This is a genomic window from Pseudarthrobacter sp. TAF60_1 (genome assembly GCF_052113505.1).
Lineage (GTDB): Bacteria > Actinomycetota > Actinomycetes > Actinomycetales > Micrococcaceae > Arthrobacter.
This window is the reverse complement of record NZ_JBFRDI010000009.1, coordinates 64,091-90,074: the sequence shown is the minus strand read 5'-3', so window position 1 is coordinate 90,074 and position 25,984 is coordinate 64,091. Positions and strand designations below refer to the sequence as shown.

Below are 25,984 nucleotides of genomic sequence, written 5' to 3'. Positions count from 1 at the left end.
GCGACCAATGACCGAAGCACCCCCGCGGGACAAGGCAACACAGATGCCACCGCTGTTCAGCACCGTCCTCGTGGCCAACCGCGGGGAGATCGCCTGCCGCGTGATCCGCACCCTTCGCGCCCTCGGCATCCGTTCGGTGGCTGTCTACAGCGATGCCGACGCCGGCGCCCGGCACGTGCGTGAAGCCGACGCTGCCGTGCGCATCGGCCCGGCCGCCGCCGCGGAGAGTTACCTGAAAATCGAGGCCATCATCCAGGCTTGCCGCGATACCGGCGCGGACGCCGTCCACCCCGGCTACGGCTTCCTGAGTGAGAACGTGGATTTTGCCCGCGCCCTGGAAAAGGCCGGCATCACCTTCATCGGCCCCGGCGTGGAGTCCCTGAATGTGATGGGTGACAAGATCCGGTCCAAGAACCACGTGGCGGGCTACGGCGTTCCCGTGGTGCCGGGCATTGCCGAGCCGGGCATGACGGACGCGCAGCTAATGGCGGCCGCGGATGGCGTCGGCTTCCCGCTGCTGATCAAACCCTCCGCCGGCGGCGGGGGGAAGGGCATGCACATCGTGGAACGCCGCGAGGACCTCGAGGCCACGCTGGCCACTGCCCGCCGGGTTGCCGCCAGTGCCTTCGGTGACGACACCCTTTTCCTGGAACGGCTGGTGCATACGCCGCGGCACATCGAGGTCCAGGTCCTCGCCGACAACCACGGAAACGTCATCCACCTGGGAGAGCGCGAGTGCTCACTGCAGCGCCGCCACCAGAAGGTGATCGAGGAAGCCCCGTCGCCGCTGCTCGATGGGCTGAACGACGACGGTGCCACCCGGGCGCGGATCGGCGAAGCTGCCTGCCAGGCGGCGCGCAGCGTCCACTACAGCGGGGCTGGCACCGTGGAATTCCTGGTCTCGGACGAGGCCCCGGACGAGTTCTTCTTTATGGAGATGAACACCCGCCTGCAGGTTGAGCACCCCGTCACCGAAATGGTTACGGGCATTGACCTGGTCGAATGGCAGGTGCGGATCGCCGCCGGCGAGGAACTCACCGTCCGCCAGTCCGACGTCGAACTTAACGGGCACGCCGTCGAGGCCCGCGTCTATGCGGAAATCCCGGAACGCAACTTCCTGCCGTCGGCCGGCGAAGTTGTGCTGCTGGACGAGCGGGGCGCAATCTTCACTGCCATGGACGGCCTTGATCCCTTCACCCCGGCGTCCGCCGATCCGGACATCCGCATTGATTCCTCGCTAGTTGAGGGTCTCGAAATTTCCAGTGACTACGACCCCATGGTGTCCAAGGTGGTTGCCTGGGGCCGGGACCGTGGTGCGGCGCTGGACAAGCTGGACACGGCACTTTCGCGCTACACGGCGCTGGGCATCGATACCAACGTCGAATACCTGCGTTTGCTGATCAACGACGCCGACGTCCGCGCCGGCCGGCTGGACACCGGCCTGATCGAGCGCAAAATGCGGGACTTCACCTTCCGGCGCCTCGGCGATGCCGAGCTCATCGCCGCGGCCCTGCAGTTCTGGGTTTTGGCTGAAGGGCCGTCCACTGTGGGTTCCCCCTGGGACGCCACTCGGGGATGGCGTCTCGGCACGCCGGCGCCCTGGCGGATGAGCTTCGGCGTTCCCGGCGGCGGGATTGCCACCGTGGCCCTCACCTGGCTGAGCAACCTTGATCTGGGCCACGCGCTTGCCAGCGTCAATGACGGTCCCGTCCGCAACGTCATTGTGATCGGCTTGTCCAGTGACAACGTCTACCTGGAAATCGACGGTGCGGAAGTCCGGTACGCGCTGGGCAGTTCCTGGGAGGACCACGCGCCCAAGGGCAATTCGCAGACCGTCTACGTGGGCAACGGCGGGTGGTCCTGCCGGCTGGAAGTACTGACCCGGGAATCACGGCTTGCCCGCGTAGTTGCCGCCATCGAGCGCGAGGAAGGTGTTGCCGACCCGGAGGTCCGTTCGCCCATGCCGGGAACGGTGGTATCCGTCGCCGTCAGCAACGGTCAGACCGTGGAGGCCGGCCAGGTGCTCCTCTCCGTGGAAGCCATGAAAATGGAGCATCAACTGGTGGCCGAGGTGGCCGGCACCGTGCACACCACCGTCAAGGCCGGCGACCTGGTGAAGGCGGACCAGGTGCTGGCCACCATCCACGCGGCGGACGCGGGTTCACTCGCGGACTCCGTGACCAACCCACTCAATGACCCAGACAACACAGGCGAGGGAGCCTAGCCATGCCGGATTTTGAACTCAGCGAGGAATACCAGGACCTCAGCGACACCGTCCGCGACTTCGCGGACAACGTGGTGGCGCCGGTCTCGGCCAAGCACGATGAGGAACACAGCTTCCCCTATGAAATCGTGAAGCAGATGGCGGACATGGGCCTGTTCGGGCTGCCGTTCCCGGAAGAATACGGCGGCATGGGCGGTGACTACTTTGCCCTCGCCCTCGCTCTTGAACAGTTGGGCCGCGTGGACCAGTCCGTGGCCATCACGCTGGAAGCCGGAGTCTCGCTGGGCGCCATGCCCGTCTACCGCTTCGGAACCGAAGCGCAGAAAGAGGAGTGGCTGCCCATGCTGGCCTCGGGCCAGGCGCTCGCGGGCTTCGGCCTCACCGAGCCGGAAGCCGGTTCGGACGCGGGCGGCACCAAGACCCACGCCCGGCGTGAGAGCGTCGGGGACAAGACCAGCTGGGTGATTAATGGCAACAAGGAATTCATTACGAACTCGGGCACGGACATCACCCGCCTGGTCACCGTCACCGCAGTCACCGGCCAGACGGAGCGTAAGGACGGCAGCGTTAAAAAAGAGATCTCGACCATCCTGGTGCCCACCGACACCGCGGGTTTCAAAGCCGAAAAGGCGTATAACAAAGTGGGCTGGAACGCCTCGGACACGCATCCGCTCACGCTCAAGGATGTCCGCGTGCCGGAGGAGAACCTGCTCGGTGAGGAAGGCCGCGGTTACGCGAACTTCCTGTCCATCCTGGACGAGGGCCGGATCGCCATCGCCGCGTTGGGGACGGGAGCGGCCCAGGGCTGCGTGGACCTGTCCGTGAAATACGCGAAGGAACGAAGCGCGTTCGGGCAAAACATCGGCAAGCACCAGGCCGTCGCGTTCAAGATCGCCCGCATGCATGCCCGGGCCCACACCGCCCGGCTGGCGTACTACGACGCCGCGGCCAGAATGCTGGCCGGCAAGCCGTTCAAGACGCAGGCGGCCATCGCTAAGATGGTCGCAGGTGAGGCAGCCATGGACAACGCGCGGGACGCCACCCAGGTGTTCGGCGGCTATGGCTTCATCAACGAATTCACCGTGGCACGCCACTACCGCGACTCCAAAATCCTGGAGGTGGGGGAGGGCACCACGGAGGTCCAGCTGATGCTGATAGCCCGCGAACTCGGACTGTAACAAGCCAGCTGGTTCGGGAACGCCACCCGGTGGTCGAGCCTGTCCAGACCCTTGAAAGGACCAACGATGATCAACAAGGTTGTTGCCAGCGCCGAGGAAGCCGTAGCTGACATCCCTGATGGCGCCTCGCTCGCGGTTGGCGGCTTTGGCCTGTGCGGGATCCCCGTGGCCCTGATTGATGCCCTGCACCGGAGTGGAACCAAAGACCTGGAGACCGTGAGCAACAACTGCGGCGTGGACGACTGGGGACTCGGTGTTCTGCTGCATGACGGCAGGATCCGCCGGACTGTCAGTTCCTATGTTGGCGAAAACAAGGAGTTCGCACGCCAATATCTTTCCGGCGAGTTGGAAGTGGTGCTGACCCCGCAGGGCACCCTGGCCGAGAAGCTCCGCGCCGGCGGCGCCGGCATCCCGGCCTTCTACACAAAAGCGGGCGTGGGCACCCAGGTGTCTGAGGGCGGCCTTCCGCAAAAGTACGACGCCGACGGCGGAGTTGCGATCGCATCTGCCCCTAAGGAAGTCCGCACCTTCAACGGGGTTGACTACGTGCTGGAAGAGTCCCTGACGCCCGATTTCGGCCTGGTGCACGCCTGGAAGGGTGACCGCCACGGCAACCTGGTTTTCCACGCCACTGCCATGAATTTCAACCCGCTTTGTGCCATGGCCGGCAGGATCACCATTGCCGAGGTGGAGGAGCTGGTGGAACCGGGCGAGCTGGATCCTGAGCACGTCCATGTGCCTGGCATCTTTGTCCAGCGGGTGGTGGTTGCATCAGACGGGGAAAAACGCATCGAAAAGCGGACCGTGTCCCTGGCAGCGAGCCCGGACCCGGCGGGCGGCGCTGAACCCGGCCCGTCACCAGCAACCCAGCAGGCAGGAGCGTAGCCATGGAGTCCAACAGCCCGCAGGGAGCGCCTCCCCGCCCGGAAGCCGTCCGGCCCGAATACCGGCGTGCCGCCGTCGGGCATTCCGGCGACACCAACCAGGACGCCAAGGGCTGGACCCGCAACGAGCTCGCCGCCAGGGTTGCCCGTGAGCTGCACAACGGGCAGTACGTCAACCTGGGCATCGGCATGCCCACGCTGATTCCCAACTACATCCCGGCCGGGATTGAAGTGGTGCTGCACTCGGAGAACGGTATCTTGGGCGTCGGACCGTACCCGGCCGAGGACGCCGTGGACCCGGACCTGATCAACGCCGGCAAGGAAACCGTCACCGTCAATAAGGGCGCCGCATTCTTCGACTCCGCTGCATCATTCGGCATGATCCGCGGCGGTCACGTGGACGTGGCCGTGCTGGGCGCCATGGAAGTGGCGCAAAACGGCGACCTGGCCAACTGGATGATCCCCGGCAAGATGGTCAAGGGCATGGGCGGGGCCATGGACCTCGTGTTCGGCGCCAAGAAGGTGATCGTGATGATGGAACACGTTGACCGCAACGGCCGCCCCAAGATCGTGGAACAGTGCACCCTGCCGCTGACGGGCAAAGCCTGCGTGGACCGGATCATCACCGACCTCGCGGTGATCGACGTTGTCACCGACGGCGGACGGTCCCGGCTGGTGCTGCGTGAACTGGCACCCAACGTGTCCGTCGAGGAGGTCGCGGCGGCCACCGGCGCCGAGCTCTTCGAAGAGGACCAGGAGCTCACCGTATGACAAGCCCCCGCGTTATTGAACAGCGGGGCCTGTACTTCGACGAGCTGGAGCTGGACGTTGTTTACGCGCACCGGCCCGGACGCACCGTGACAGAGGCGGACAACGTCCTGTTCACCACGCTCACCATGAACACGCAGGCCCTGCACCTGGACGCCGCCTGGAGCGCCGCCCAGCCCTTTGGCCAGCGCCTGGTCAACTCCATGTTCACGCTGTCCACGGTGGTGGGACAGTCGGTGTCGCAGCTGACCCAGGGCACCATCATCGCCCAGCTTGGGCTGACGGATGTGTCCTTTCCGCATCCGCTGTACCACGGGGACACGCTTTATACGGAGACCGTCATCACGGAGAAGCGGCTTTCGAAGTCACGGCCCGGCCAAGGAGTTGTGACCATGCAGCACACCGGCAGGAACCAGGACGGCACTGTGGTGGCCCTGGCCACCCGGAGCTGCCTGATGTGGACCCGAGCGGCACACGCCGGGCTCGCCACGGAAGTTCAACAGGGGAGGGGACAGGGGAGCGTACACGGCGCCGAAAAGGGGACAATGTCCCTATGACATTCGTGATGGGACCCGCCCTGCTGTTTTGCCCTGCCGACCGTCCGGAGCGTTACCAAAAGGCGGCCGAACGTGCTGACGCCGTCATCCTGGACCTCGAAGATGCGGTGGCCCCCGCTGACAAGCAGCGGGCCCGCGGCGCCATCCTCGCCCAGCTCGGTGCGGCCGGCGAAGGACCGGAGCTGGACCCCAGCCGGACCATCGTGCGAATCAACCCGGCGGGCACGGAGGAGTTCGGCAAGGACCTGCACTGCCTGGCGCACACGCCCTACCGAACGGTCATGCTTGCCAAAGCGGAGAGCGCCGAACAGCTGGAGGCACTGAAGGACTTCCACGTCATTGCGCTGTGCGAAACGGCCGCCGGAATCCTGAACGCACCTGCCATTGCGGCGGCCCCCAACGTAGTGGCCCTGATGTGGGGTGCCGAGGACCTCCTCGCGTCCTTGGGCGGGACCTCGAGCAGAACGGACGACGGCGGCTACCGCGCCGTGGCCCTGCATGCCCGGTCCGCGGTACTCATCGCCGCCCGGGCGTTCGGGAAGGAAGCCGTGGACGCTGTCTACGTCAACATCCCCGACTTCGACGGGCTCGCCGTGGAGGCCGCCGATGCCGTGGCCTCAGGGTTCAGCTCCAAGGCGTGCATCCACCCCACGCAGGCCAACGTGGTCCGTGGCGCCTACGCCCCTTCCGACGCCGACGTCGAAGCTGCCCAGGAACTGCTGGGGGCAGCCGCTGCGGCCGGGACCGGGGTCTTTAAGCACAACGGCAAAATGATCGACGGCCCCATCCTCAAGCACGCCGAAGCCACACTCCGCAGGGCCGGAGCGCACGCCCGGGTGGCTGGCACCTGAACCCTGCGGGCCTGAACACTGCCGGCCTGAACACTGCCGGGCGGAATTAGCGCCGCCGTCGTGAATTAGCGCCGCCGGCCGTGGGAACCGCGCAGCGACAACGGCGGAATGGCCTCATACAACAGCGTCCTTACCCAGCGTTCCCCGGTCGCCCGGAACTCTGCCCGGGTGGCGAAACGGTACAGGTAACTGTTGACGCGCACCCAACGCGGCGGTTCGCCGTCGAACGGATCCTCACGAAGCAGCCGCAGCGTCCGGCGGTCAGCTTCGAGAAGTTTGCCAAGGAAGGCATAAAACCATTCCTCATGGACCGTTCGCAGTGGCAGGAACCACATCAGCCAGTCCAGCCGCAGGTGGTAGGGCGCCCATTGCCGCGGCAGTCGCCGGACGTCGCCGGGCTTGCCTTTGAATCCGTACTCGCGCCACTCCGCAGCCTCGTCCGGTTCCGCGTCGAGGGTGCCCTCGACCACGATCTCAATGCGGCGCTTGGTCACTGTCCCGAACGCGCCGTAGGTGTTGACGAGCTGCCAGCGGTTGAAGCTGGCATTCATCAGCTGCCCCCTGGAGACGAGGTTACGTAGCGGCCAGTAGCTCAGGACCACCAGCAGCAAGGTCGCGGCGAGGAAAAGTGCGAGCCAGTACGGGGGATTCCCGCGCGATCCCGCCCCGGCAGCCCAGTCCAGGGGGAGGGCCGGCAGCACGGCATGGGCCACCGGGTCGCTGACGGCGGCGAAAGCCAGCACAATGGCTATCCAATTCAGCCAGGCAAAGTTGCCGCTGGCCACCAGCCACAGCTGGGTGAAGATCACGATGCCCGCCGCGGCGGAACCCAGGGGCTGCGGGGCGAAGAGGAAAAACGGGACCACCAGCTGGGCGAAATGATTTCCGAGCACCTCCAACCGGTGGAAGGGCTTCGGTAGCAGGTGGGCCTGCCGGCTCAGCGGACCGGGCATCGGCTGAGTTTCATGGTGGTAGTACAGCGCTGTCAGGTCACGCCATTCCCGGCCGCCGCGGATCTTGATCATGCCGGCACCGAACTCCAGGCGGAATACCAGCCAGGCCACCAGGATCAGGATGGTCCGGGGCGGTTCCGTCTGGTCCGAGCCGAGGAACGCGACCGTGAACCCGGCCTCCAGCAGCAGCATTTCCCAGCCGAAGCCGTAGAACGTCTGGCCAACGTTCGAAATCGACATGTAGAGCAGCCACAGGGCCAGGAACGCGATCAGCGGCACCCACGGCGGGCCCAGCTGGGGGAGGCCGGCCACCAGCAGCACCGAGATGGCCAGTCCGGCTGTGCAGACCCAGCGCAACAGCCTGTCCGAGTAGCGCCAGCGGAAGAGGGTGGGACGCCGCCGGATGCTGAACCCCTCCAGATACCGGGGAACGGGAAGCAGCCCGTGTTCACCGAGCAGAGCCGGGAACTGGTTCAGGGTGGAGAGGAACGCCACAAAGTACAGCGCTGCAATGCCTCGCTGCAGCACCAGCCGAGCGAATTCGTAGTCCGGAGCGTCGAACCAGGAAACCCAGTCCACGCCATCAACGTTACGCCTGGCCTGTCCCTGCTCCTAGGTCCGGCAGATCAGGAAAGGACCAGGGTGCGGGATACTTAAGCCATGCAGCCTCGCAGAATCGTCCTCCTCGGCTCCACTGGTTCCATCGGCACCCAGGCTATTGACGTCGTCGACGGCGCCCCGCACCTTTTCGAAGTCGTGGCGCTCAGTGCCGGAGGCGGGAACCTGGAACTCCTCGCCCGCCAGGCCGTCCACACCGGTGCTGCCGCCGTCGGCATCGCATCCGGCGATCCCAGGCAGCTGCAGGACCTGATCGCCGGGGCTGCCCGGGCCGCAGGACGCCAGGACTACCGCCCGGAGATCATCGCCGGCCCCGATGCCTCGGCACGCATCGCAGCGGTGGACGCAGATGTGGTGCTCAACGGCATCACCGGTTCCATCGGCCTCGCCCCCACGCTGGCCGCGCTGAAATCCGGGGCGACGCTGGCTCTGGCCAACAAGGAATCGCTGATCGTGGGCGGTGCGCTGGTCAAGGCGGCGGCGCGGGAGGGCCAGATCGTCCCGGTGGACTCAGAGCACTCGGCCATCGCCCAGTGCCTGCGCTCCGGCTCAGCAGCCGAAGTGGAGAAACTCATCCTGACGGCATCCGGCGGCCCGTTCCGCGGCCGCACACGGGAGCAGCTCCACGATGTTGCCCCGCAGGAGGCCCTGGCACACCCCACCTGGGACATGGGCCTGATGGTCACCACCAACTCAGCCACCCTCGTCAACAAGGGACTTGAGCTCATTGAAGCCCATCTGCTGTTCGACGTGCCGCTAGACCGGATAGACGTTGTGGTCCACCCGCAGTCAGTGGTCCATTCCATGGTCCAGTTCTATGACGGGTCCATCATCGCCCAGGCGTCGCCACCGGACATGCGCCTGCCCATCGCCCTGGGGCTCGGCTGGCCGGACCGCGTGCCCAAGGCAGCGTCCCCGTGTGACTGGACCCGGGCCACCAGCTGGACCTTCGAGCCCCTGGACACTGTGGCGTTCCCGGCTGTTGGCCTGGCAAAGGACGCCGCGAAGCAGGGGAGCACGTACCCCGCCGTCTTCAACGCGGCCAACGAAGAAGCAGTCCTGGCTTTCCACGCGGGACGAATCCGCTTCACCGACGTCGTGGACACCATCGACGCCGTCCTCAGCGAACACTCAGGATCCTCGGAGCTGACCCTTGAGTCAGTGTTGGATGCTGAAGGATGGGCACGAACACGAGCCCACGAACGTTTGGCAGTAAGCAGTCTCTAGGAAGCAGCAGATCCACGCATGAGCCCCATCCTCCTCTTTATCCTCGGCGTCGTCTTTGTGGCGATCGGCATCGCCGTGTCCATTGCGCTGCACGAAGTGGGGCACCTGGTGCCCGCCAAGCTGTTCAAGGTGCGCGTCACCAAGTACATGATCGGGTTCGGCCCCACGCTGTGGTCCAAGCGGAAAGGCGAGACCGAATACGGTGTGAAGGCGATCCCGCTGGGCGGCTACGTGTCCATGATCGGCATGTACCCGCCCAACAAGGCCGATGGAACCGTCCGGCCCTCGAGTACCGGCATGTTCCAGACCCTTGCCACCGAAGCCCGCTCCATGGCCCACGAAGAAGTAGGTCCGGGGGACGGGAACCGCGTGTTCTACCGCCTGCCCGTCTGGAAAAAAGTCATCGTGATGCTCGGCGGTCCGGCCATGAACCTGCTGATTGGCGTGGTGCTGACCGCCGTGCTGCTCATGGGATTCGGCATGGCCACCGCCACCACCACCATTTCCGATGTCTCCAAGTGCCAGGTTTCCGCCGGCCAGACCGTGGATCCCAATTCCCCGGACTGCCAGCTGACGCCCGCCGCTGCCGCGGGGCTCCTGCCGAACGACGTGGTCACCTCCTTCGACGGGAAAGCGGTCACCGACTGGAACCAGCTGACCGAATGGATCCGGGCGTCCGCCGGCCGGGAAGTCAGCATCACCGTAGAGCGCGACGGCGCCCCGGTGACCACCACTGTTACCCCGGTACTGTCCGCCCGTCCCATCGTGGGAGTCGACGGACGCCAGGCCAAGGACGACGCCGGCAATCTGCTGTACCAGGACGTCGGCTTCCTCGGCATCGGTGCCCAGACCGCCCTGGTGCCGCAGCCGGCGTCGTCCGTCCTGCCCATGGCGGGGGAGAACATCAAGCAGGTTGCCGGCGTGGTCCTCAACCTGCCCGCCAGGGTGGTGGGCGTGGCCAAGGCCGCATTTAGCGAAGAGCCGCGCGATCCGAACGGGCCCATCAGTGTGGTGGGCGTTGGACGCGTGGCCGGCGAAGTGGCGGCTATGGAAGCGGTGCCCCTCCAGTCCCGGATCGCCACGCTGGTGGGACTGCTGGCGGGGCTCAATTTCGCTCTCGCGGTCTTCAACCTGATTCCGCTGCTTCCGCTCGACGGCGGGCACGTGGCCGGAGCGCTCTACGAGGGGGCCCGGCGCCGCGTGGCAAAACTCTTCGGCAAGCCGGACCCGGGAGCCTTCGACATCGCCAAGATGCTCCCCGTAACCTACGTCGTGGCTGCCCTGCTGATGGGCATGAGCGTGCTGCTGATCTACGCCGACATCGTCAAACCGGTGAACCTCTTCGGCTGAAATGTCTCGCCGGTCCGTTTGCTGATTGTCATGGCTGATCCTTTTCCGGGGCGGTGCGGCGTCGCTGCAAGGCGGTCCAAACGATCACGACGGCGACCAAGGCGAGGGAGGCGAGACCCAGCCCCGAATACCCCGTCGCGGCCAGTACCGGCCCGGCCAGCGCGCCGCCGACGGCACCGGAAGCATTCATGCCCAAATCCGACACACCTTGAAGCGCGGGCCGGTCCTGCGGTTGCGCTGACTCAGCGACCAAGGCGGACCCGGCAACCACGGAAGCCGACCAGCCCAGGCCCAAAAAGATCAGGCTGGCCGTCACTGCGCCGCGGGAATCTGCAGCTACCCCGGCCAGAACCAGCGAAACCACCAGCATTGCCTGCCCGGCCAGGATGGTGGGCAGCCGCCCCGCCTTGTCCGACATCCAGCCGAAGACGGGGGACAGAGCATACATGCCGGCAATGTGGAGGCTGATAGTCAGTCCAACGACGGTCAGGCTGGCTCCGTGGGCGCGCAGGTGCACGGGGGTCATGGACATCAGTGCCACCATCGTGGCATGGCTGAGGGCCACGGCCGCCACCGCGTACCGGGCGCGGGGGTTACTTCGTAGCACCTTCAGGCCACCCTGGGGACGGGGAGCTGCAGCGTCGTGCTCCCGGGAGGCCATTGCCGTCAGGAGCGGGTCCGGTCGCAGACCTCCCGCATAGACGGCGGCAGCAGCGAGTTGGGCAGCCACCGAAAAAGCGAAAGCACCTGTCAGCGGCGGCAGGCCAAGGGCGGCGCCGACCGCTTCGCCGGGGTCGAAGAGGTTCGGGCCCAGGACAGCGCCGATCGTTGTGGACCACACCACGATCGAGAGGTCGCGGCCGCGGGATGCGGGGCGGGAAAGATCGGTTGCAGCAAAGCGGGCCTGCAGATTCACGGCTGAGCCGGCTCCCAGCAGCATCAGGCCCAGCAGCAGCAGTGGAAAGATGCCAATGGCAGCCGAGGTGATGGCGGTGACGGCACCGGTCCCGGCAATCACCGCGCCGGTGGACAGCGAGACACGGCGGCCGCGCGCCTGCGCCAGGCGGGCCAAGGGGACCGCGGCCAAGGCTGCGCCGAGGGTGCTCATTGTTGCGGCCATGCCGGACCAGGAACTGGATCCCGAGAGCTGGGCCGCCAGAAGCGAGCCCAGGGACAACGTTGCCCCCATGCCGATCCCACCGAGGATCTGGCCACTGACAAGAATCGGGATGATGCGGCGCTGCAGCCGCGGGATCCGGTCCTCCCGGCCTCCGGGGATGCCCGGGACGGCTGCGCCTCCCTGTGCCGCGCCGGTCTGCGCGCCTTCTCTTTGCATGGCGATCCTTTGTGATGAACGTATCCAGCCCTGTCCTGGCGGCTGTTTCAACATAGCTCCGGGGCAGCTAAATAGCCCTACCGCCCGAAGAGTTTAGCGAAAAAGCCCCTGCCGGCCCGGCTCTCCTGCACGTGACCGAGGCAGCGCTGCGAGCTGGGAACTCCGCGCAGGACTTGGTCTACGTGCTGGCCGCATCCGGCCCATGTCGTCTTGTGGCACTTTTCGCATGTTACTGCCCGGCACATGTGATCCTCCTTGGTAGCAAATTCGCTGAACAGGGTGCGGCTGCACGGGCGAACGCACCCGTGCAACCGCGCCCTGGTTTTATTCCATTAGTGTTCGCAGTGCCACGCCTGGTTAGGCGGCGGGGACGCTGTTCTGCCGGGCGTTCCAGGCGGCGTAGCTGCCGTCGAGTTCGACGACGTCGTACCCGGCGCGGCGCAGGGCGCTGGCGGCTACGGAGTTCCGTACGCCGGACTGGCAGTAGGACACGATGGTGCCGCCGGCGGGCAGTTCATCCAGGTGCCACATGACGCGGCCGCCGCTGAGCTGGTACGAGCCCGGGACATGCCCGGCCTTGTGTTCGGTCTTGTTGCGGACGTCCAGGACCATGGCGGCGTCGAAACCGTCGAGTTCCTCCGGCTGGATCAGCTTGGGAGTATAAGTGGGCAGTCCGTCGATGCCCGTCAGGTAGCCGGCCACATTGTCGATGCCGACCCGGACCAGGTGGTCCCACATGTCCATGGCCTGCTCCTGGTCCTTGGCAAGCAGCACCAGCGGGTTCTTGTCCGTCTCGGGGTTCACGACCCAGGCGCCGTAGCTGGCCACGGACTTGCCGTCCGGGACGTTCAGGGACCGGGCCACGGTGCCTTCGTGGACTTCGCCGTGGGAGCGGGTGTCGATGAAGGTCAGGGTGTCTTTTGCCAGGCCTGTTGCGACGGTTTCGGTGGAGAGCTCAGGCAGCGGGGTGCGTTCGCCCATGACGTCCGGGCCTACGCGGTTTTCGCGCTTCATGCGGCCGAAGTAGGCGTGCGCGTCAGGCTGGCCGTCGAGCAGTTCGTCGATGAAGCCCTGCTCATCGTTGGCGGCCAGGTACGGGCCCCACCAGGCGTAGAGGCGTTCGTAGCCCACTGTGGAGGACGGGATGGCGCCCAGGGCCTTGCCGCAGGCGCTGCCGGCGCCGTGGGCGGGGTGGACCTGGACGTAGTCCGGCAGGGTGAGGAACTTCTCGCGCAGGCTGGCGAAGAGCTGCTTGGCGCCTTCGAAGCGGGTGTCCACGCCGCCGGCTGCTTCGTCCAGCAGGTCCGGCCGGCCCAGGTCGCCGGAGAAGACGAAGTCTCCGGAGAGCAGGTAGCCGGGCTTGTCGCTGAACGCGCCGTCGGTGACCAGGAAGGACAGGTGCTCCGGTGTGTGTCCGGGGGTGTGGACTGCCTTGATGCTGATGTTGCCCAGAGTGATGGTGTCGCCGTCGTACAGCCGCTCGCCGTCGAATTCGTACTGCCAGTCCGGTCCGCCCTCGCCGGAAACGTAAATCTTGGCGCCGGTGGCGGCGGCCAGCTCGCGGGTGCCGGAGAGGTAGTCGGCGTGGATGTGGGTTTCGGTGACGGCAACGATCTTCATGCCGTTCTTCGCGGCAAGGTCCTGGTACACGGCGATGTCGCGGCGCCCGTCCACCACGATCGCTTCACCCCTGGCCTGGCAGCCGATCAGGTAGCTGGCCTGGGCGAGGTCTTCGTCGTAAATGCGCTCGATAAGCATCTGGTGCTCTCCTTCGGGAAGGGGATTGGAGGTTGTTCTGCAATAAGTATATATACCCCGGGGGGTATCTCGCAACGGGGCGTATGCGACTGTCTGGGCCGCCATGAAGTGTCAGGCGTGCTGGTGTCCTGCTTCGGCGCGGAGTTTGTCCATGTCCAGGTCCTTCACGGCCTGGATGACTTCCTCCAGGCCGGTGGCGTTGAGCGCTCCGGGCTGGGAGAAGACGAGGGTCTTGTCCTTGAAGGCCATAAGGGTGGGGATGGAGGTGATGTTCGCTGCGGCGGCGAGGGCCTGTTCGGCTTCGGTGTCCACCTTGGCGAAGGTGATGTCCGGGTGCCGTTCTGCGGCGGCGCCGTAGGTGGGGGCGAACATGCGGCAGGGGCCGCACCAGGCTGCCCAGAAGTCGACGAAGACGATGTCGTTGTCCTTCAGGGTCTGGGCGAAGGATTGGTCGGTGATGTCGACGGTTGCCATGATTTGTTGTGTCCTTTCGGGCGGGTAAGGGTGGGTGCCCTGCGGCGGGGGCCTAGGTGGTGGGGAGTCCGGCGCGGGTCCAGGCGGTCATGCCGCCGGCCATGGTGTCGGCCTTGTAGCCGGCGCCGTTGAGGGCATCGGCGACGGCGGCGCTGCGGTTGCCGCTGCGGCATACGGCGATCACGGGCACGGCCGGGTCCAGCTCGCCCAGGCGGGCCTGCAGCTGGCCCATGGGGATGTGCACGGCGCCGGGGATCATGCCCTGGGCCACCTCGAAGTCCTCGCGGACATCGAGGATCCGGGCGGTGGAGCGGCGCTGTTCAGCTTCGGTGATGGTGATTTCAGCCATGGTGGTTCTCCTTCGAAATGGTCTTTGGCTGCTGGTTAAGGATGGTGTTTGCCTAGCGGACGGGTTCGCCGGCTTGGCACCAGGCGGCCATGCCGCCGCGCACCGAGTAGGCGTCGTATCCCTTGGCGGCAAGGAGCCGGGCTGCGGAAGCGGAGCGGACGCCGGAGGCGCAGACGGCGATCACCGGCCAGGTCTTCGGGATGCCTGCAGTGCTGGTCTGCAGCCGGTCCAGGGGACGTGCTTGGCCTGCGGCGCCCGGCCGGTCCGCCATTCCTGGGCTGACCGGACGTCGATGAGCGTGGCCCCGGAACCCAGCAGTTCCTTGGCCTCGGCTACAGAGATTGTCTTGTAGGGCTTGCTGAAGGCCTTCTTGAGGGAATCAATCAGTCCCATGGTGTTCTCCTCTATGGATGGGTCAGGCGGTGACCGTGCCGGCGGTGACCCACGCCGCGACGGCGAAAATGAGTACCGCGAACGAGATCCGGATGTGTTTGTCGTCCAGGTGGCGGGCAAACCGGGCGGCAACCACCGATCCCACGATGGCCGGGATGGCGAACGCCAGGGTGGTGGCCCAGTCGATGGTGTAGCCGGCCGCGTGGGCGCTGAAGCCGGCGGCGGAATTGACCACGATGATCGCCAGGGATGTTCCAATGGCCTGCTTCATTCGCAGGCCCAGGAAGATGGTCAGCGCGGGGGTGATGAGGAAGCCGCCCCCCACGCCGAGGAGCCCTGTGAGGAACCCGACGAGCAGGCCCACCCCCACGGCTTTGGGGGCGCATGACCGGAATGCCCGGTGCGGCCCGGTGCTGCAGGAGCCTTCGCTTTCGCGGGGCTTGCTGAGCATCCGGATGCCCGCGGCCACCATGATCACGGCGAATGCCAGCATCAGGATGTTTGGGTCCAGCAGCTTGCCTACGGCCGCTCCGGCCCAGGCCGCCGGGATCCCGGCGGCCCCGACCAGGGCGATCACGGGCCAGTTCAGGCCTTCGCGGATGCGGGGAAGCAGGGCCGCGAGCGAGGAGATGCCCACCACCAGCAGTGAGGTGGGAATGGCCTGGGCGGGGCTCATGCCCACGCCGTACACCAGGGCCGGAACGGCGATGATTGACCCGCCGCCGCCTACAACGCCCAGTACGACGCCGACGACGAGCCCCAGTCCCAGGGCCGGGATCATGCCGCAGCGCCCTCTTCAGCCTGGTGCACGGGAAGCTGCAGGATAGCGCTTTCGCGGGTGGGTTCCTGGGCGGCCTTGTTCCACGGCATGGCCGAGAGGGCCTTGCCCATGGCGCAGGTGTTGGTTGCGGCGGAGAACGTCAGGCCTGTGCCGATGGCGCCGGCCAGCATGCGGACCTTGGGCGAGACGAACTTGCCCCCCATCAGGCCCAGCATTACCAGTGAGCCTGCGGCCATGCGGACCTGGCGCTCCAGGTCCCAGCGGTCCTTGCCCTTGACCACGTCGCCGCCGGCGGCGACGAAGCCGGGAACCCCGCCGGTGAGCACGTAGGCCGTGTCCAGGCCGACGGTGGCCATGCGCTGGCGGGCCTGCTCGGCGCGAACGCCGGACTGGCAGACCAGGACCACACGCGAGCCCAGCCGGGCGGCAAGTTCGTCGGTGTGCTCGGAGAGCAGCGGCAACGGCACGTTGTAGGAGCCGCGGATGTGCATGGATTCGAATTCAGCGGCGGACCGAACGTCGATCACCACGAGGTCCTGATGCTCTTTGATCCAGGACTGCAGGGTGCCGGGGGCGAGTGCGGTGACGGCGGTTGCTTTGGAGGGGGAAGTCATAAGTGGCCTCTCGGAAGGGGTCGGGTGGATACCCCACCGAGTATTGCAGATACCCCCAGGGGTAGTCAAAACACCCATGGGGGTATATAGTCGAGGGCAGCACCTTATCGATGGAGACCCCTATGGAACTGAACCCAGCCGAACTCACGCCCGTGATCAACCGCCTCAAGCGCGCCCAGGGCCAGCTCGCCGCCGTCACCCGGATGCTCGAGGAAGGCCGGGACTGCAAGGACGTCGTCACCCAGCTGGCGGCCGTGTCCAAGGCCCTTGACCGGGCCGGCTTCGCCATCATCGCCACCGGGCTGGAGCAGTGCATCGTTCAGAAGGACGAAACCATGGACCGGAAGGACCTGGAGAAGCTTTTCCTCTCCCTCGCCTGACCAGCCCGCCTAACCAGGCCGCCTGACCAGGCCGCCTGACCAGCGGGCCCCAGAAGCGCCCTAAAACAACGCACCGCCCCGCAACTTTGAGGAGCACCATGACGTACACCCTGGCCACAACTGTTTCCCTTCCCTGGGCGGAGGCGCTGGAGCGTACCCGCGAGGCCCTCGCGGCGCAGGGCTTCGGAATCCTGACCGAAATCAACGTCCGTTCCACTTTCGAAGCCAAACTCGGCGCCGAAGCCGCGGACGCCGTCGGGGATTACGTCATCCTGGGTGCGTGCAACCCCGCCCTTGCCAGCCGTGCCCTTGCCGCCGAACCCCAAATGGGTGCGCTGCTGCCCTGCAATGTGGTGGTGCGCCGGAAGGCCGATGCCAACGAGACCACCGTTGAGGCCATCGACCCGCAGACCATGGTGCAGCTCAGCGAAGCTCCTTCCGTCAAGGAAGTGGCGGACGACGCCGGTGCTCGCCTTCGGAAGGCCCTTGTCAGCCTGGGCGAAACGGACAAGTAAGTGGCAGCGGTGGACGGGGCGCCCGTGGGGGGCGGCGCCGGCCGGGGGTTGCTTATCCACGCTGTCGGCCCCCTTGAGGAGGATGCGCTGTCCGACATCCTGCGCAGCGCCACCAACGCCCGCGCCGCGCTTGGCCCTGAAGCAGGCATCGAAATGGTGATCCAGGGGCCAGGCGTCAGACTCCTCGCTGCAGGCTCACCCGCCATTAGCGCCCTTGAAGACGCCCGGCAACTGGGCGTGCGTGTGCTCGCCTGCGGCAACAGCCTGCGCTCGGCAGGCCTGGAAGAGGCGGACGTTGCTGCGGGCGTGGGAACCGTGCCGGCGGCAATCGCCCATCTGGCCCAGCGTCAATGGGACGGCTGGGCCTACGCCCGGCCCTAAAGTTAGGCGGCTCTCCGGACGCCTGCGCCCTCTGCCGGACCAGGCGGACGCAGATTCTCCACATGTTGACCCGCAACCAGTGCAGACCATTGTTGACCCGCAACCAGTGCAGACCATTCCGGACAAATTGTGCAGGGGACTTCTGAAGCTGACACGACATGAGACCCGTCAGGTGATTCGCGGACATCAGCTTTCGGCTGATATTTAATAATCAGCTATTTTCGATTGATTATTAGTCATCAACTCCGTACGGTTAAGACATGTACGTACTGACCATCGACCAGCGCGGCAGTACCACTGACGTGGACCGGGTCCCGGGCCTGATCGACGCACTGCGCAGCCTCACGCCGGACCCGTTTGAGCGCTCCGTCGGCGACGAGCTCCAGGGCGTTGTCGAACGGGCTGCGGACGTCGTGGACATCGCGCTCCATGCTCTCCGCGACGGACATTGGTACGTCGGAATCGGGATCGGCGCCGTACAGCTCCTTCCCGGCGGAAGTCCCAGGGAGGGAAGCGGGAGTGGCTTTGTGGCCGCGCGCAAGGCGGTGGAAATCGCCAAGGGGGCGGCAGCCCAGGTTCCGTTGTCAGTGGTGCCCGGCAGTATTGGACGTGGCCGGGGCCTGCCTCCCAGTGCCGGGGAAGGAGCAACGAGCAGTGCAAACGCCGAGGCGGTGCTTCGCCTGATCGGACGCGTCGTGCAGCAGCGAACACCAGCGCAGTGGCGCGTGGCGGACAGGCTGCGCGCCCACGGGGGCGGCGACATCCGCCATGGCAGTCAGAAGCGGGTGGCCCAGGAACTGGGAATATCCGAGCAATCGGTGAGCCGTGCCGTGCTCAGGTCCGGCTGGCAGGAAGAATGGGCCGCGAGGCCGGCGGCAGCCATGCTCCTCGAATACGCCCACACCCAGGTACTGGCGGCCTCCCACCCCGCCAAAGGAGAACGGTGAACGCACTCTGGATCGCAGTTGCCCTCGTGGTGGCCGGATTTGTTGGCTGGCCGGTGACCTCGCTGGTGTTCCGCCTGGCCAGGACCATCGATGACAAGGCGGACGCGGCCCGGAGTGGCCGTGCAGCCAACGATGCCTCCGGTCAGGACCCGTCAGCGGATGTCACGGTGGACACCCTGCCGAATGTCGCCCCTGCCCCGCCAGGGGGACCGCCACCGGGCCCGGGCCACCAGGAGCGCGGGCAAAGCGTGGACGGTGAGCTGACAAAGGGGGGCGGCAGACCGCCGTCGGACGCCTCCAACCCGGCATCGGAAATCGCGGGACAGGCGCCCACTGGGCAGCCCGCACCCGGCCAGCGGATCCTGCGCGGCGGGGCGATCATCGGAGTCCTCGAAAGACTGGGCGTGAGTGTGGCCATCCTCACGGGACAGCCGGTGGCCATCGCTTACATCGTGGCGATCAAAGGCCTGGGCAGGTTTGCCGAGCTCAAGGAAACACCCGTTGCCGCAGAGCGGTTCATCATCGGAACGCTCACGTCGATGCTGTGGGCAGCCGGCACGGCAGCCATCGTCAAGGTGTACTTCCTGAACTAAGTTCCCGGATCGATGTCGGTCCGCCCCGGGGGATAGGCTGTCCTTATGACTGTTTTTGCCGTTGAGTATGTGTACGCCGCCGATTCCACCGCCGCCCTTGATGAACACCGTCCCGCGCACCGCGCCTGGCTGGCTGGCCTGGCGGACGACGGCCAGTTGCTGACCAGCGGACCTTACGGTGACGGGGCCGGCGCCCTGCTGATCTTCAAGGTCCAGGACGAAACGCAGCTGAACGACCTGCTAAAGCGGGACCCTTTCGCCGCCGCGGGGACCATTGCCGGTATCCGCACTACGGAATGGACGCCCGTCATCGGCGTCCTCGCCCCGCACGCGTCCTGATTCCCGGACCACTTTCCCCTCCGAAACACCTACCCAAGGAGTCCATGTGACCTCGGTCAGCCTGGGAATGCCGTCAGCACCGCCGCCCGTCCTCGCCCCCCGCCGTAAGACGCGCCAGATCAAGGTGGGCTCGGTCGGAGTCGGCTCGGACTCGCCCATCAGCGTGCAGTCCATGACCACCACCCCCACCACGGACATCAACGCCACCCTGCAGCAGATCGCGGAACTGACCGCCTCGGGCTGCGACATTGTGCGCGTCGCCTGTCCGTCAGCCGATGATGCGGAGGCGTTGCCCATCATTGCGCGCAAGTCGCAGATTCCCGTCATCGCTGACATCCATTTCCAGCCCAAATACGTCTTCGCTGCCATCGAGGCCGGATGCGCGGCAGTGCGCGTGAACCCTGGCAACATCCGGAAGTTCGATGACCAGGTCAAGGAAATCGCCCGCGCTGCCAAGGACCACGGCACGTCCATCCGCATCGGGATTAACGCAGGCTCGCTGGAGCCGGGCATTCTCAAGAAATACGGCAAAGCCACCCCTGAGGCGCTGGTGGAGTCAGCTGTCTGGGAAGCGTCCCTGTTCGAAGAGCACGGCTTCCACGATTTCAAGATCTCCGTCAAGCACAACGACCCCGTGGTGATGGTTGCCGCCTACGAGATGCTGGCGGAGAAGGGCGACTGGCCGCTGCACCTCGGGGTCACCGAAGCCGGGCCGGCCTTCCAGGGAACCATCAAGTCGGCTACCGCCTTCGGTGCGCTCCTGTCCCGGGGCATCGGGGACACCATCCGGGTTTCGCTCTCCGCCCCGCCGGTGGAGGAGATCAAGGTGGGCAACCAGATTCTCCAGTCCCTCAACCTGCGTCCCCGGAAGCTGGAGATTGTCTCGTGCCCGTCCTGCGGCCGCGCCCAAGTGGACGTCTACACCCTGGCCGAGCAGGTAACCGCCGGCCTGGAAGGCATGGAGATTCCGTTGCGCGTCGCCGTGATGGGCTGTGTGGTGAACGGGCCAGGGGAAGCCCGTGAAGCGGACCTGGGCGTGGCCTCCGGCAACGGCAAGGGACAGATCTTTGTGAAGGGCGAAGTCATTAAGACTGTGCCTGAGAGCCAGATTGTTGAGACACTGATCGAAGAAGCCATGCGCATTGCCGAGGAGATGGGGGAGGCCGATGGCGAAGATGCTGTCAAGGGTAGCCCCGTGGTTAGCGTCTCATAAGGAGGGCGCCGCGCCGGAGGGGCTCATTGTCCGGGCCCTTTCCGGCGCGGATACCCCGGCCCTGCGGCGCCTGGCCCTGCAGGATCCGGTGGCGAACGTCTTTATGCTGGCACACCTGAAGGCGGCCGGGTCGGCGGCACCAACCACCGGCGGCGCCACAGTGCTGGGCGTGTTCGACAACGGCGTCCTGCTGGGGGCGTGCTGGGCGGGAGCCAATCTGGTACCGGTGGAGCTCGACCCCGGGTTTGCCGGGCTGGTGGCCGAAGCGGCCAGCGCGTCCGGCCGGCGCTTTGCTTCGGCCTTTGGCCCGGCGGATTCGGTCCTGGCTCTCCACACCGAGCTTGCGGAACTGGGGCATGCAGCCCACGAGGTACGGGACGAACAACCGCTGATGACGCTTTCCGGGCCGCCGGCAGTGGTGCCGAACGCCGATCTGGAGCTGGGCCGCCTGGCCGATTTCGAGCGCATCCTTCCGGCCTGTGCGGCCATGTTCGAGGAAGAAGTGGGTTACTCACCATTCCTTGGCGGTAAGGAGTTCTACAGCCGTCGCGTCGAGGGCCTGATCCGGCAGGGCCATTCTTTGGCGCACGTTAACGGCTCAGGCGAAGTGGTCTTCAAGGCCGAACTCGGAGCAGTCACTGCCGAAGTCACCCAGATCCAGGGCGTATGGATGAACCCTAACTACCGCGGCCAAGGTCTGAGTGCCGGCTACATGGCAGCCGTGGCGGAAAAGGCGCGCACTCTGGCGCCGGTGACCAGCCTGTACGTTAACGGTTTCAATCTCCGGGCCCGGTCCACGTACGAACGGGTGGGCTTTCGGCAGGTCGGCACGTTCGCCACGGTCCTGTTCTAGGGTCAGGCTGCCGACGCAATAGGTGGTCTTCACTTTCGAATGGACAAACCCCTTGTCAACGGGGCCGCTATCCCATAGGTTCGATCTAGCTGCGCTGGAGTGGGTGGGCGGTCTCACCAGTCCTCACCAGTATCTAAGCGTCAACGGCCGTAGAGCCACGCCCGGATGCAATGACCAGCCGTTTACGGCCAGGGGCTTTGCGTTACCAGGCGTGGCTCTATTGCGTCCGGTCCTCTGCGGCCTCTGCCCTCCACCGCCAAGCGGATGACGGTTTGCCGGTAGATTAGTACCCAGAAGAATTGCCCGGCTCTGCTTTCCAGCAGCCATTCCCCAGAAACGGATACCCGCCCGTGGTCACAAGACTGTCCCAGCTTTTCCTGCGCACACTGCGTGAAGATCCCGTTGACGCCGAGGTGGCCAGCCACCGGCTCCTGGTCCGGGCCGGCTACATCCGCCGTGCGGCGCCCGGCATCTACACATGGCTTCCGCTCGGGCTGACCGTGCTGCGCAAGGTTGAAGCGGTCATCCGCGAGGAAATGGCGGCCATCGGTGCCCAGGAAGTGCATTTCCCGGCACTGTTGCCGCGGGAGCCCTATGAGGCCACCAACCGCTGGACCGAATATGGTGAAGGCCTGTTCCGGCTCCAGGACCGTAAGGGGGCCGACTACCTGCTCGCGCCCACCCACGAGGAAATGTTCACCCTCCTGGTCAAGGACCTGTACTCCTCGTACAAGGACCTGCCGCTGAGCCTCTATCAGATCCAGAACAAGTACCGCGACGAAGCGCGTCCCCGCGCGGGCCTGCTGCGCGGCCGCGAATTCATCATGAAGGACTCCTACTCCTTCGACATTGACGACGCCGGCCTGGACGCCAGTTACGCCGCGCACCGCGGCGCCTACATCCGCATCTTCGAGCGGCTTGGCCTGGAGGTCATTCCGGTTGCGGCCACCGCAGGAGCCATGGGCGGTTCCAAGAGCGAGGAATTCCTCCACCCCACCGAGGTCGGCGAGGACACCTTTGTGCGCTCCGCCGGCGGCTATGCAGCCAACGTCGAGGCAGTCACCACCGTGGTACCCGCGGACGTCGACTTCAGCGAAGCGCCGGCCGCCGTGGTCCTGGACACGCCGGACACCCCCACCATCGACACCCTGGTGGCGGCCGCCAATGTGATCGCCCCGCGGACAGAGGCCGACGGCGGCGCCTGGACTGGCGCCGATACGCTCAAGAACGTCGTCCTCGCCGTCACCCTGCCCACCGGTGAACGCCAACTGGTGGTCATCGGGCTGCCGGGCGACCGCGGCGTGGACCTCAAGCGCGTGGAAGCCAACATCGGTTCCTTCCTGCCCATCGCCGGCGAGATCGGACTGGAAGCCGCCAATGACGACGACCTCAAGAAGCAGCCGCTCATCGTCAAGGGCTACCTTGGACCGGGCCTGACGCTGGAGAACCCCCTGCTCGGCAGCGAAAGCTCAACCAAGCTGCTGTACCTCGTGGATCCCCGCGTTGTCAGCGGCACGGCCTGGATCACCGGCGCCAACGAAGCCGGTAAGCACGTGTTCGGCCTCGTGGCCGGGCGCGACTTCGGCTGGGATGGTGTCATCGAGTGCACCGACGTCCGCGAAGGCGACCCCGCGCCCGACGGATCCGGGCCGCTGGAACTCGCCCGCGGCATCGAGATGGGCCACATCTTCCAGCTCGGCCGCAAGTACGCCGAAGCCCTGGACCTCAAGGTGCTGGACCAGAACGGCAAACAGGTGGTGGTCACCATGGGCTCCTACGGCGTTGGCGTGACGCGCGCAGTGGCAGCCCTGGCCGAGTCCAACCACGACGACAAGGGCCTTACCTGGCCGCGCGCCGTCGCCCCCGCCGATGTCCATGTGGTGGCCGTGGGCCGTGGTGAGGAGATCTTCGCAGCCGCTGAGCAGCTGGCGCTGGACCTGGAAGCCGCCGGCCTGGACGTCATCTATGACGACCGCCCCAAGGTCTCCCCGGGCGTCAAGTTCGGCGATGCCGAACTAGTGGGTGTCCCCACCATCCTGGCCGTTGGCCGGGGACTGGTGGACGGCGTCGTCGAGATCAAGGACCGTCGAACCGGCGAAGCAGAGAACGTGGCCGTGGACAAGGCCGTTGACTACGTACTCAACGCCGTCCGGAGCTGATTTTCGGCGGTGATATCTGGTTTCGAGTCGATCCAGCTCACCACGATCATCCTGATTGTGGTGGCTGGATTTGCCGCCGGCTGGGTGGATGCCGTGGTGGGCGGCGGCGGGCTGCTGCAACTGCCCGCCTTGCTGCTGGTTCCGGGAATCACTCCGGTCCAGGCCTTGGCCACCAACAAGATGGGGTCGATTTTCGGGACCACCACCAGTGCTGTGACGTACTACCGCCGGGTCAAACCGGATCTTCGGACAGCCGTCCCCATGGCGGTTATCGCCTTGGCCGGCAGCTTCGGCGGTGCGGTGCTGGCGGCTACGCTGCCAGCCAGCGTGTTCAAACCGATCATCGTGGCCGCACTGATCGCCGTCGCGCTTTTCACGGCGCTGAAGCCCAGCGTCGGCGACATCACCCTGCTGCGCCATGACGGCCACAAGCATTACATCGTGGCCTGCCTGATCGGTGCCGTCATCGGTTTTTACGATGGCCTGATCGGTCCCGGCACCGGCTCCTTCCTCATCATCGCGCTAGTATCGGCGATGGGGTACGCCTTCCTGGAAGCCAGCGCGAAGGCCAAGATCGTGAACATGGCCACCAACGCCGGCGCCCTGATCTTTTTCCTGCCCCACGGCTCGCTCCTGTGGGGTGTGGGCCTGGTGCTGGGCCTGTCCAACATGGCCGGAGGCTATCTGGGGGCCAGGACTGCCGTAAAACAGGGAAGCAGGTTCATCCGTGTGGTGTTCCTTCTTGTGGTGGGTGCCCTGATTATTAAGCTCGGCTTCGACGTTTGGCAGGAGAACTTCGCCTGAGCCGGGTTACGGGGAATCCTCGCGGCCCGGCGCCGCCCCGGCGTACCATGCAAGGTATGTCCGCAGGTGGGGAACCCTATTCGGAGGCATTGTCCGTCGCGGCCCGGCGAGCCGCCGCGTGGCTGGCGAGCTTGCCGGACCGGCATGTAGGGCCAGCCCGGAGCGCCCATGACCTCGCGGCTGACTTCAACGGGCCCCTTCCGGCCCAGGGCATGCCGGCCGCAGAGGTGGTTGAGTATCTCGCGGACAAGGCCGAGCCCGGGCTGATGGCCATGCCCTCCGGGCGCTTCTTCGGCTGGGTGATCGGCGGCACGTTGCCTGCGGCGCTGGCCGCCGACTGGCTGGTGAGCGCCTGGGACCAGAACGCCGGCCTGCGCTACGCCACCCCCGCCATAGCCGCCATCGAAGAGGGTGCCGGCCACTGGCTGGTAAACCTCCTTGGCCTCCCCGCGGAGTCCGACGTCGGCTTCGCCACCGGGGCCACCATGGCCAACTTCACCGGCCTGGCCGCTGCCCGGTGGCGGTTGCTGACGGACGCGGGCTGCGATCTTGACGGCGACGGGCTGGCAGGTGCCCCGCGGATCAGGTGCTTCGTGGGCCAGGAGCGCCACGAGACCATTGACCTCGGCCTACGCTACCTGGGCCTGGGACGGCCCATGGCGGTACCCGCAGATGCCCAGGGAAGGTTGATCCCCGCAGAGTTGGACCGGCTGTTGTCCGACGGATCCGGGCCGGCGCTCGTCTGCCTCCAGGCAGGGAATCTTCACTCGGGCGCTTTCGATCCCTTCGACGCTGCCATCGGGGTTGCCCGCCGGCATGGTGCGTGGGTCCACGTGGACGGTGCGTTTGGGCTGTGGGCCGCTGCGGTACCCGAACTCGCGCATCTCACGCACGGCATGGCGCTGGCCGATTCGTGGGGGACGGATGCCCACAAGACCCTCAACGTTCCGTATGACTGCGGTATTGCCGTGGTCAAGGACAGCACAGCCCTGCGTAACGCCATGGGCCTGCACACCAGTTACCTGATCCACGATGCCGAAGGCCCCGGCGACCCGTTCCAGAAGGTACCGGAGCTGTCCCGCAGGGGCCGCGGCGTGCCCGTGTGGGCCGCCCTCCGGTCGCTGGGCCGGGACGGAGTTGCCGCGCAGGTGCGCGGCCTCGCGGCTGCCGCCGCCAGCATCGGCAGCCGTTTGGCGGACCTGGACGGCATTGAGGTGCTCAACGACGTCGACTACACCCAGGTTTCGCTGGCCTTCGGGGACGACGCCACCACCCGCGCGGTGACAGCCCGGGTCATCGAGGACGGCAAGGTTTGGATGTCCGGCTCACACTGGCATGGCAGGGACGTCCTGCGCGTCTCGGTCAGTAACTGGAGTACAAACGCGGACGACGTCGGTACTGCGGTCGAGGCGGTCAGCTCCGCTTTTGCGGCGGTCCGGGCAGCGGGCTGACAGGCTGTGGCTCAGGACTTCCGGCCGAGCCCGT

At 66.2% G+C, this 25,984-nt stretch carries 26 protein-coding genes and 1 pseudogene; 19 read left to right on the top strand and 8 right to left on the bottom strand.

Annotated features, from left to right (window positions below):
* Window positions 1-7 precede the first annotated feature (7 nt).
* The 6 genes from AB4Y73_RS12200 (at window position 8) to AB4Y73_RS12175 (ending at window position 6,462) form a co-directional block, all read left to right on the top strand.
* Window positions 8-2,224 (top strand): acetyl/propionyl/methylcrotonyl-CoA carboxylase subunit alpha, encoded by a 2,217-nt coding sequence (locus tag AB4Y73_RS12200; protein ID WP_441871887.1) that lies wholly within the window; start codon window positions 8-10, stop codon window positions 2,222-2,224.
* Between the two features lie 2 nt (window positions 2,225-2,226).
* On the top strand, window positions 2,227-3,402 hold the full coding sequence (locus tag AB4Y73_RS12195) for an acyl-CoA dehydrogenase family protein (protein ID WP_441871885.1): 1,176 nt from the start codon (window positions 2,227-2,229) through the stop codon (window positions 3,400-3,402).
* A 66-nt stretch (window positions 3,403-3,468) separates the two neighbouring features.
* Window positions 3,469-4,287: a CoA transferase subunit A gene (locus tag AB4Y73_RS12190; protein WP_441871884.1), complete on the top strand. Its 819-nt coding sequence runs from the start codon at window positions 3,469-3,471 to the stop codon at window positions 4,285-4,287.
* Between the two features lie 2 nt (window positions 4,288-4,289).
* Window positions 4,290-5,057 carry a CoA transferase subunit B gene (locus AB4Y73_RS12185; RefSeq protein WP_441871882.1) on the top strand — a complete coding sequence of 256 codons (768 nt, stop codon included), beginning with the start codon at window positions 4,290-4,292 and terminating at the stop codon, window positions 5,055-5,057.
* Window positions 5,054-5,611 (top strand): MaoC family dehydratase, encoded by a 558-nt coding sequence (locus tag AB4Y73_RS12180; protein ID WP_441871880.1) that lies wholly within the window; start codon window positions 5,054-5,056, stop codon window positions 5,609-5,611. The genes AB4Y73_RS12185 and AB4Y73_RS12180 overlap by 4 nt, the downstream gene beginning before the upstream one ends.
* Window positions 5,608-6,462 (top strand): HpcH/HpaI aldolase/citrate lyase family protein, encoded by an 855-nt coding sequence (locus AB4Y73_RS12175; RefSeq protein ID WP_441871878.1) that lies wholly within the window; start codon window positions 5,608-5,610, stop codon window positions 6,460-6,462. The genes AB4Y73_RS12180 and AB4Y73_RS12175 overlap by 4 nt, the downstream gene beginning before the upstream one ends.
* A 65-nt stretch (window positions 6,463-6,527) precedes the next feature.
* Here AB4Y73_RS12175 and AB4Y73_RS12170 read toward each other — a convergent pair whose 3' ends face one another.
* Window positions 6,528-7,994 carry a lipase maturation factor family protein gene (locus AB4Y73_RS12170; RefSeq protein ID WP_441871876.1) on the bottom strand — a complete coding sequence of 489 codons (1,467 nt, stop codon included), beginning with the start codon at window positions 7,992-7,994 and terminating at the stop codon, window positions 6,528-6,530.
* Between the two features lie 81 nt (window positions 7,995-8,075).
* Between AB4Y73_RS12170 and dxr the strand changes: the two genes are divergently transcribed.
* Window positions 8,076-9,260, top strand: coding sequence for a 1-deoxy-D-xylulose-5-phosphate reductoisomerase (dxr, locus tag AB4Y73_RS12165; RefSeq protein ID WP_441871874.1), 1,185 nt, complete (start codon window positions 8,076-8,078; stop codon window positions 9,258-9,260).
* 18 nt (window positions 9,261-9,278) lie between these two features.
* On the top strand, window positions 9,279-10,610 hold the full coding sequence (locus AB4Y73_RS12160; protein WP_441871872.1) for a M50 family metallopeptidase: 1,332 nt from the start codon (window positions 9,279-9,281) through the stop codon (window positions 10,608-10,610).
* A gap of 28 nt (window positions 10,611-10,638) precedes the next feature.
* On the opposite strand, the gene AB4Y73_RS12155 is transcribed toward AB4Y73_RS12160, so the two are convergent.
* From AB4Y73_RS12155 to AB4Y73_RS12125, 7 genes and pseudogenes are all read right to left on the bottom strand, one after another.
* Entirely contained in the window at window positions 10,639-11,946 is a 1,308-nt protein-coding gene (locus AB4Y73_RS12155; RefSeq protein WP_441871870.1) for an MFS transporter, read from the bottom strand.
* Between the two features lie 357 nt (window positions 11,947-12,303).
* Complete coding sequence (locus tag AB4Y73_RS12150; protein ID WP_441871868.1) at window positions 12,304-13,704, bottom strand: MBL fold metallo-hydrolase; 1,401 nt, start codon at window positions 13,702-13,704, stop codon at window positions 12,304-12,306.
* A gap of 111 nt (window positions 13,705-13,815) precedes the next feature.
* A complete protein-coding gene (gene trxA, locus AB4Y73_RS12145; protein ID WP_441871866.1) occupies window positions 13,816-14,178 on the bottom strand; it encodes a thioredoxin in 363 nt (120 codons plus the stop codon).
* Between the two features lie 52 nt (window positions 14,179-14,230).
* Window positions 14,231-14,527 carry a rhodanese-like domain-containing protein gene (locus AB4Y73_RS12140; protein ID WP_441871864.1) on the bottom strand — a complete coding sequence of 99 codons (297 nt, stop codon included), beginning with the start codon at window positions 14,525-14,527 and terminating at the stop codon, window positions 14,231-14,233.
* A 52-nt stretch (window positions 14,528-14,579) separates the two neighbouring features.
* Window positions 14,580-14,920 (bottom strand): annotated as a pseudogene (locus AB4Y73_RS12135) (rhodanese-like domain-containing protein).
* 22 nt (window positions 14,921-14,942) lie between these two features.
* Entirely contained in the window at window positions 14,943-15,701 is a 759-nt protein-coding gene (locus tag AB4Y73_RS12130) for a sulfite exporter TauE/SafE family protein (protein ID WP_441871862.1), read from the bottom strand.
* The gene (locus AB4Y73_RS12125; RefSeq protein ID WP_441871860.1) at window positions 15,698-16,315 is read right to left on the bottom strand and encodes a rhodanese-like domain-containing protein; all 618 of its coding nucleotides are present in this window, start codon (window positions 16,313-16,315) and stop codon (window positions 15,698-15,700) included. The genes AB4Y73_RS12130 and AB4Y73_RS12125 overlap by 4 nt, the downstream gene beginning before the upstream one ends.
* 122 nt (window positions 16,316-16,437) lie before the next feature.
* Here AB4Y73_RS12125 and AB4Y73_RS12120 point away from each other — a divergent pair, with 122 nt between their 5' ends.
* The 11 genes from AB4Y73_RS12120 (at window position 16,438) to AB4Y73_RS12070 (ending at window position 25,950) form a co-directional block, all read left to right on the top strand.
* Complete coding sequence (locus AB4Y73_RS12120; protein WP_441871858.1) at window positions 16,438-16,695, top strand: metal-sensitive transcriptional regulator; 258 nt, start codon at window positions 16,438-16,440, stop codon at window positions 16,693-16,695.
* 98 nt (window positions 16,696-16,793) lie between these two features.
* Entirely contained in the window at window positions 16,794-17,210 is a 417-nt protein-coding gene (locus tag AB4Y73_RS12115; protein WP_441871856.1) for a DUF302 domain-containing protein, read from the top strand.
* Window positions 17,211-17,591: a DsrE family protein gene (locus AB4Y73_RS12110; protein ID WP_441871855.1), complete on the top strand. Its 381-nt coding sequence runs from the start codon at window positions 17,211-17,213 to the stop codon at window positions 17,589-17,591. It abuts the gene before it with no gap.
* A gap of 260 nt (window positions 17,592-17,851) precedes the next feature.
* Window positions 17,852-18,538 (top strand): MarR family transcriptional regulator, encoded by a 687-nt coding sequence (locus tag AB4Y73_RS12105; RefSeq protein ID WP_441871853.1) that lies wholly within the window; start codon window positions 17,852-17,854, stop codon window positions 18,536-18,538.
* Entirely contained in the window at window positions 18,535-19,131 is a 597-nt protein-coding gene (locus AB4Y73_RS12100) for a hypothetical protein (protein ID WP_441871851.1), read from the top strand. Before AB4Y73_RS12105 ends, AB4Y73_RS12100 begins: the two co-directional genes overlap by 4 nt.
* Before the next feature lie 45 nt (window positions 19,132-19,176).
* Window positions 19,177-19,470, top strand: a complete 294-nt coding sequence (locus AB4Y73_RS12095) for a YciI family protein (RefSeq protein WP_441871849.1) — start codon at window positions 19,177-19,179, stop codon at window positions 19,468-19,470.
* Window positions 19,471-19,516: 46 nt separating this feature from the next.
* Window positions 19,517-20,683, top strand: a complete 1,167-nt coding sequence (ispG, locus tag AB4Y73_RS12090; protein WP_255769607.1) for a flavodoxin-dependent (E)-4-hydroxy-3-methylbut-2-enyl-diphosphate synthase — start codon at window positions 19,517-19,519, stop codon at window positions 20,681-20,683.
* Entirely contained in the window at window positions 20,646-21,536 is an 891-nt protein-coding gene (locus AB4Y73_RS12085; protein WP_441872022.1) for a GNAT family N-acetyltransferase, read from the top strand. The genes ispG and AB4Y73_RS12085 overlap by 38 nt, the downstream gene beginning before the upstream one ends.
* A 350-nt stretch (window positions 21,537-21,886) precedes the next feature.
* Window positions 21,887-23,695: a proline--tRNA ligase gene (locus AB4Y73_RS12080; RefSeq protein WP_441871847.1), complete on the top strand. Its 1,809-nt coding sequence runs from the start codon at window positions 21,887-21,889 to the stop codon at window positions 23,693-23,695.
* A 9-nt stretch (window positions 23,696-23,704) separates the two neighbouring features.
* A complete protein-coding gene (locus AB4Y73_RS12075; protein ID WP_441871845.1) occupies window positions 23,705-24,499 on the top strand; it encodes a sulfite exporter TauE/SafE family protein in 795 nt (264 codons plus the stop codon).
* A 56-nt stretch (window positions 24,500-24,555) separates the two neighbouring features.
* A complete protein-coding gene (locus AB4Y73_RS12070) occupies window positions 24,556-25,950 on the top strand; it encodes a pyridoxal phosphate-dependent decarboxylase family protein (protein ID WP_441871843.1) in 1,395 nt (464 codons plus the stop codon).
* Window positions 25,951-25,984 lie beyond the last annotated feature (34 nt).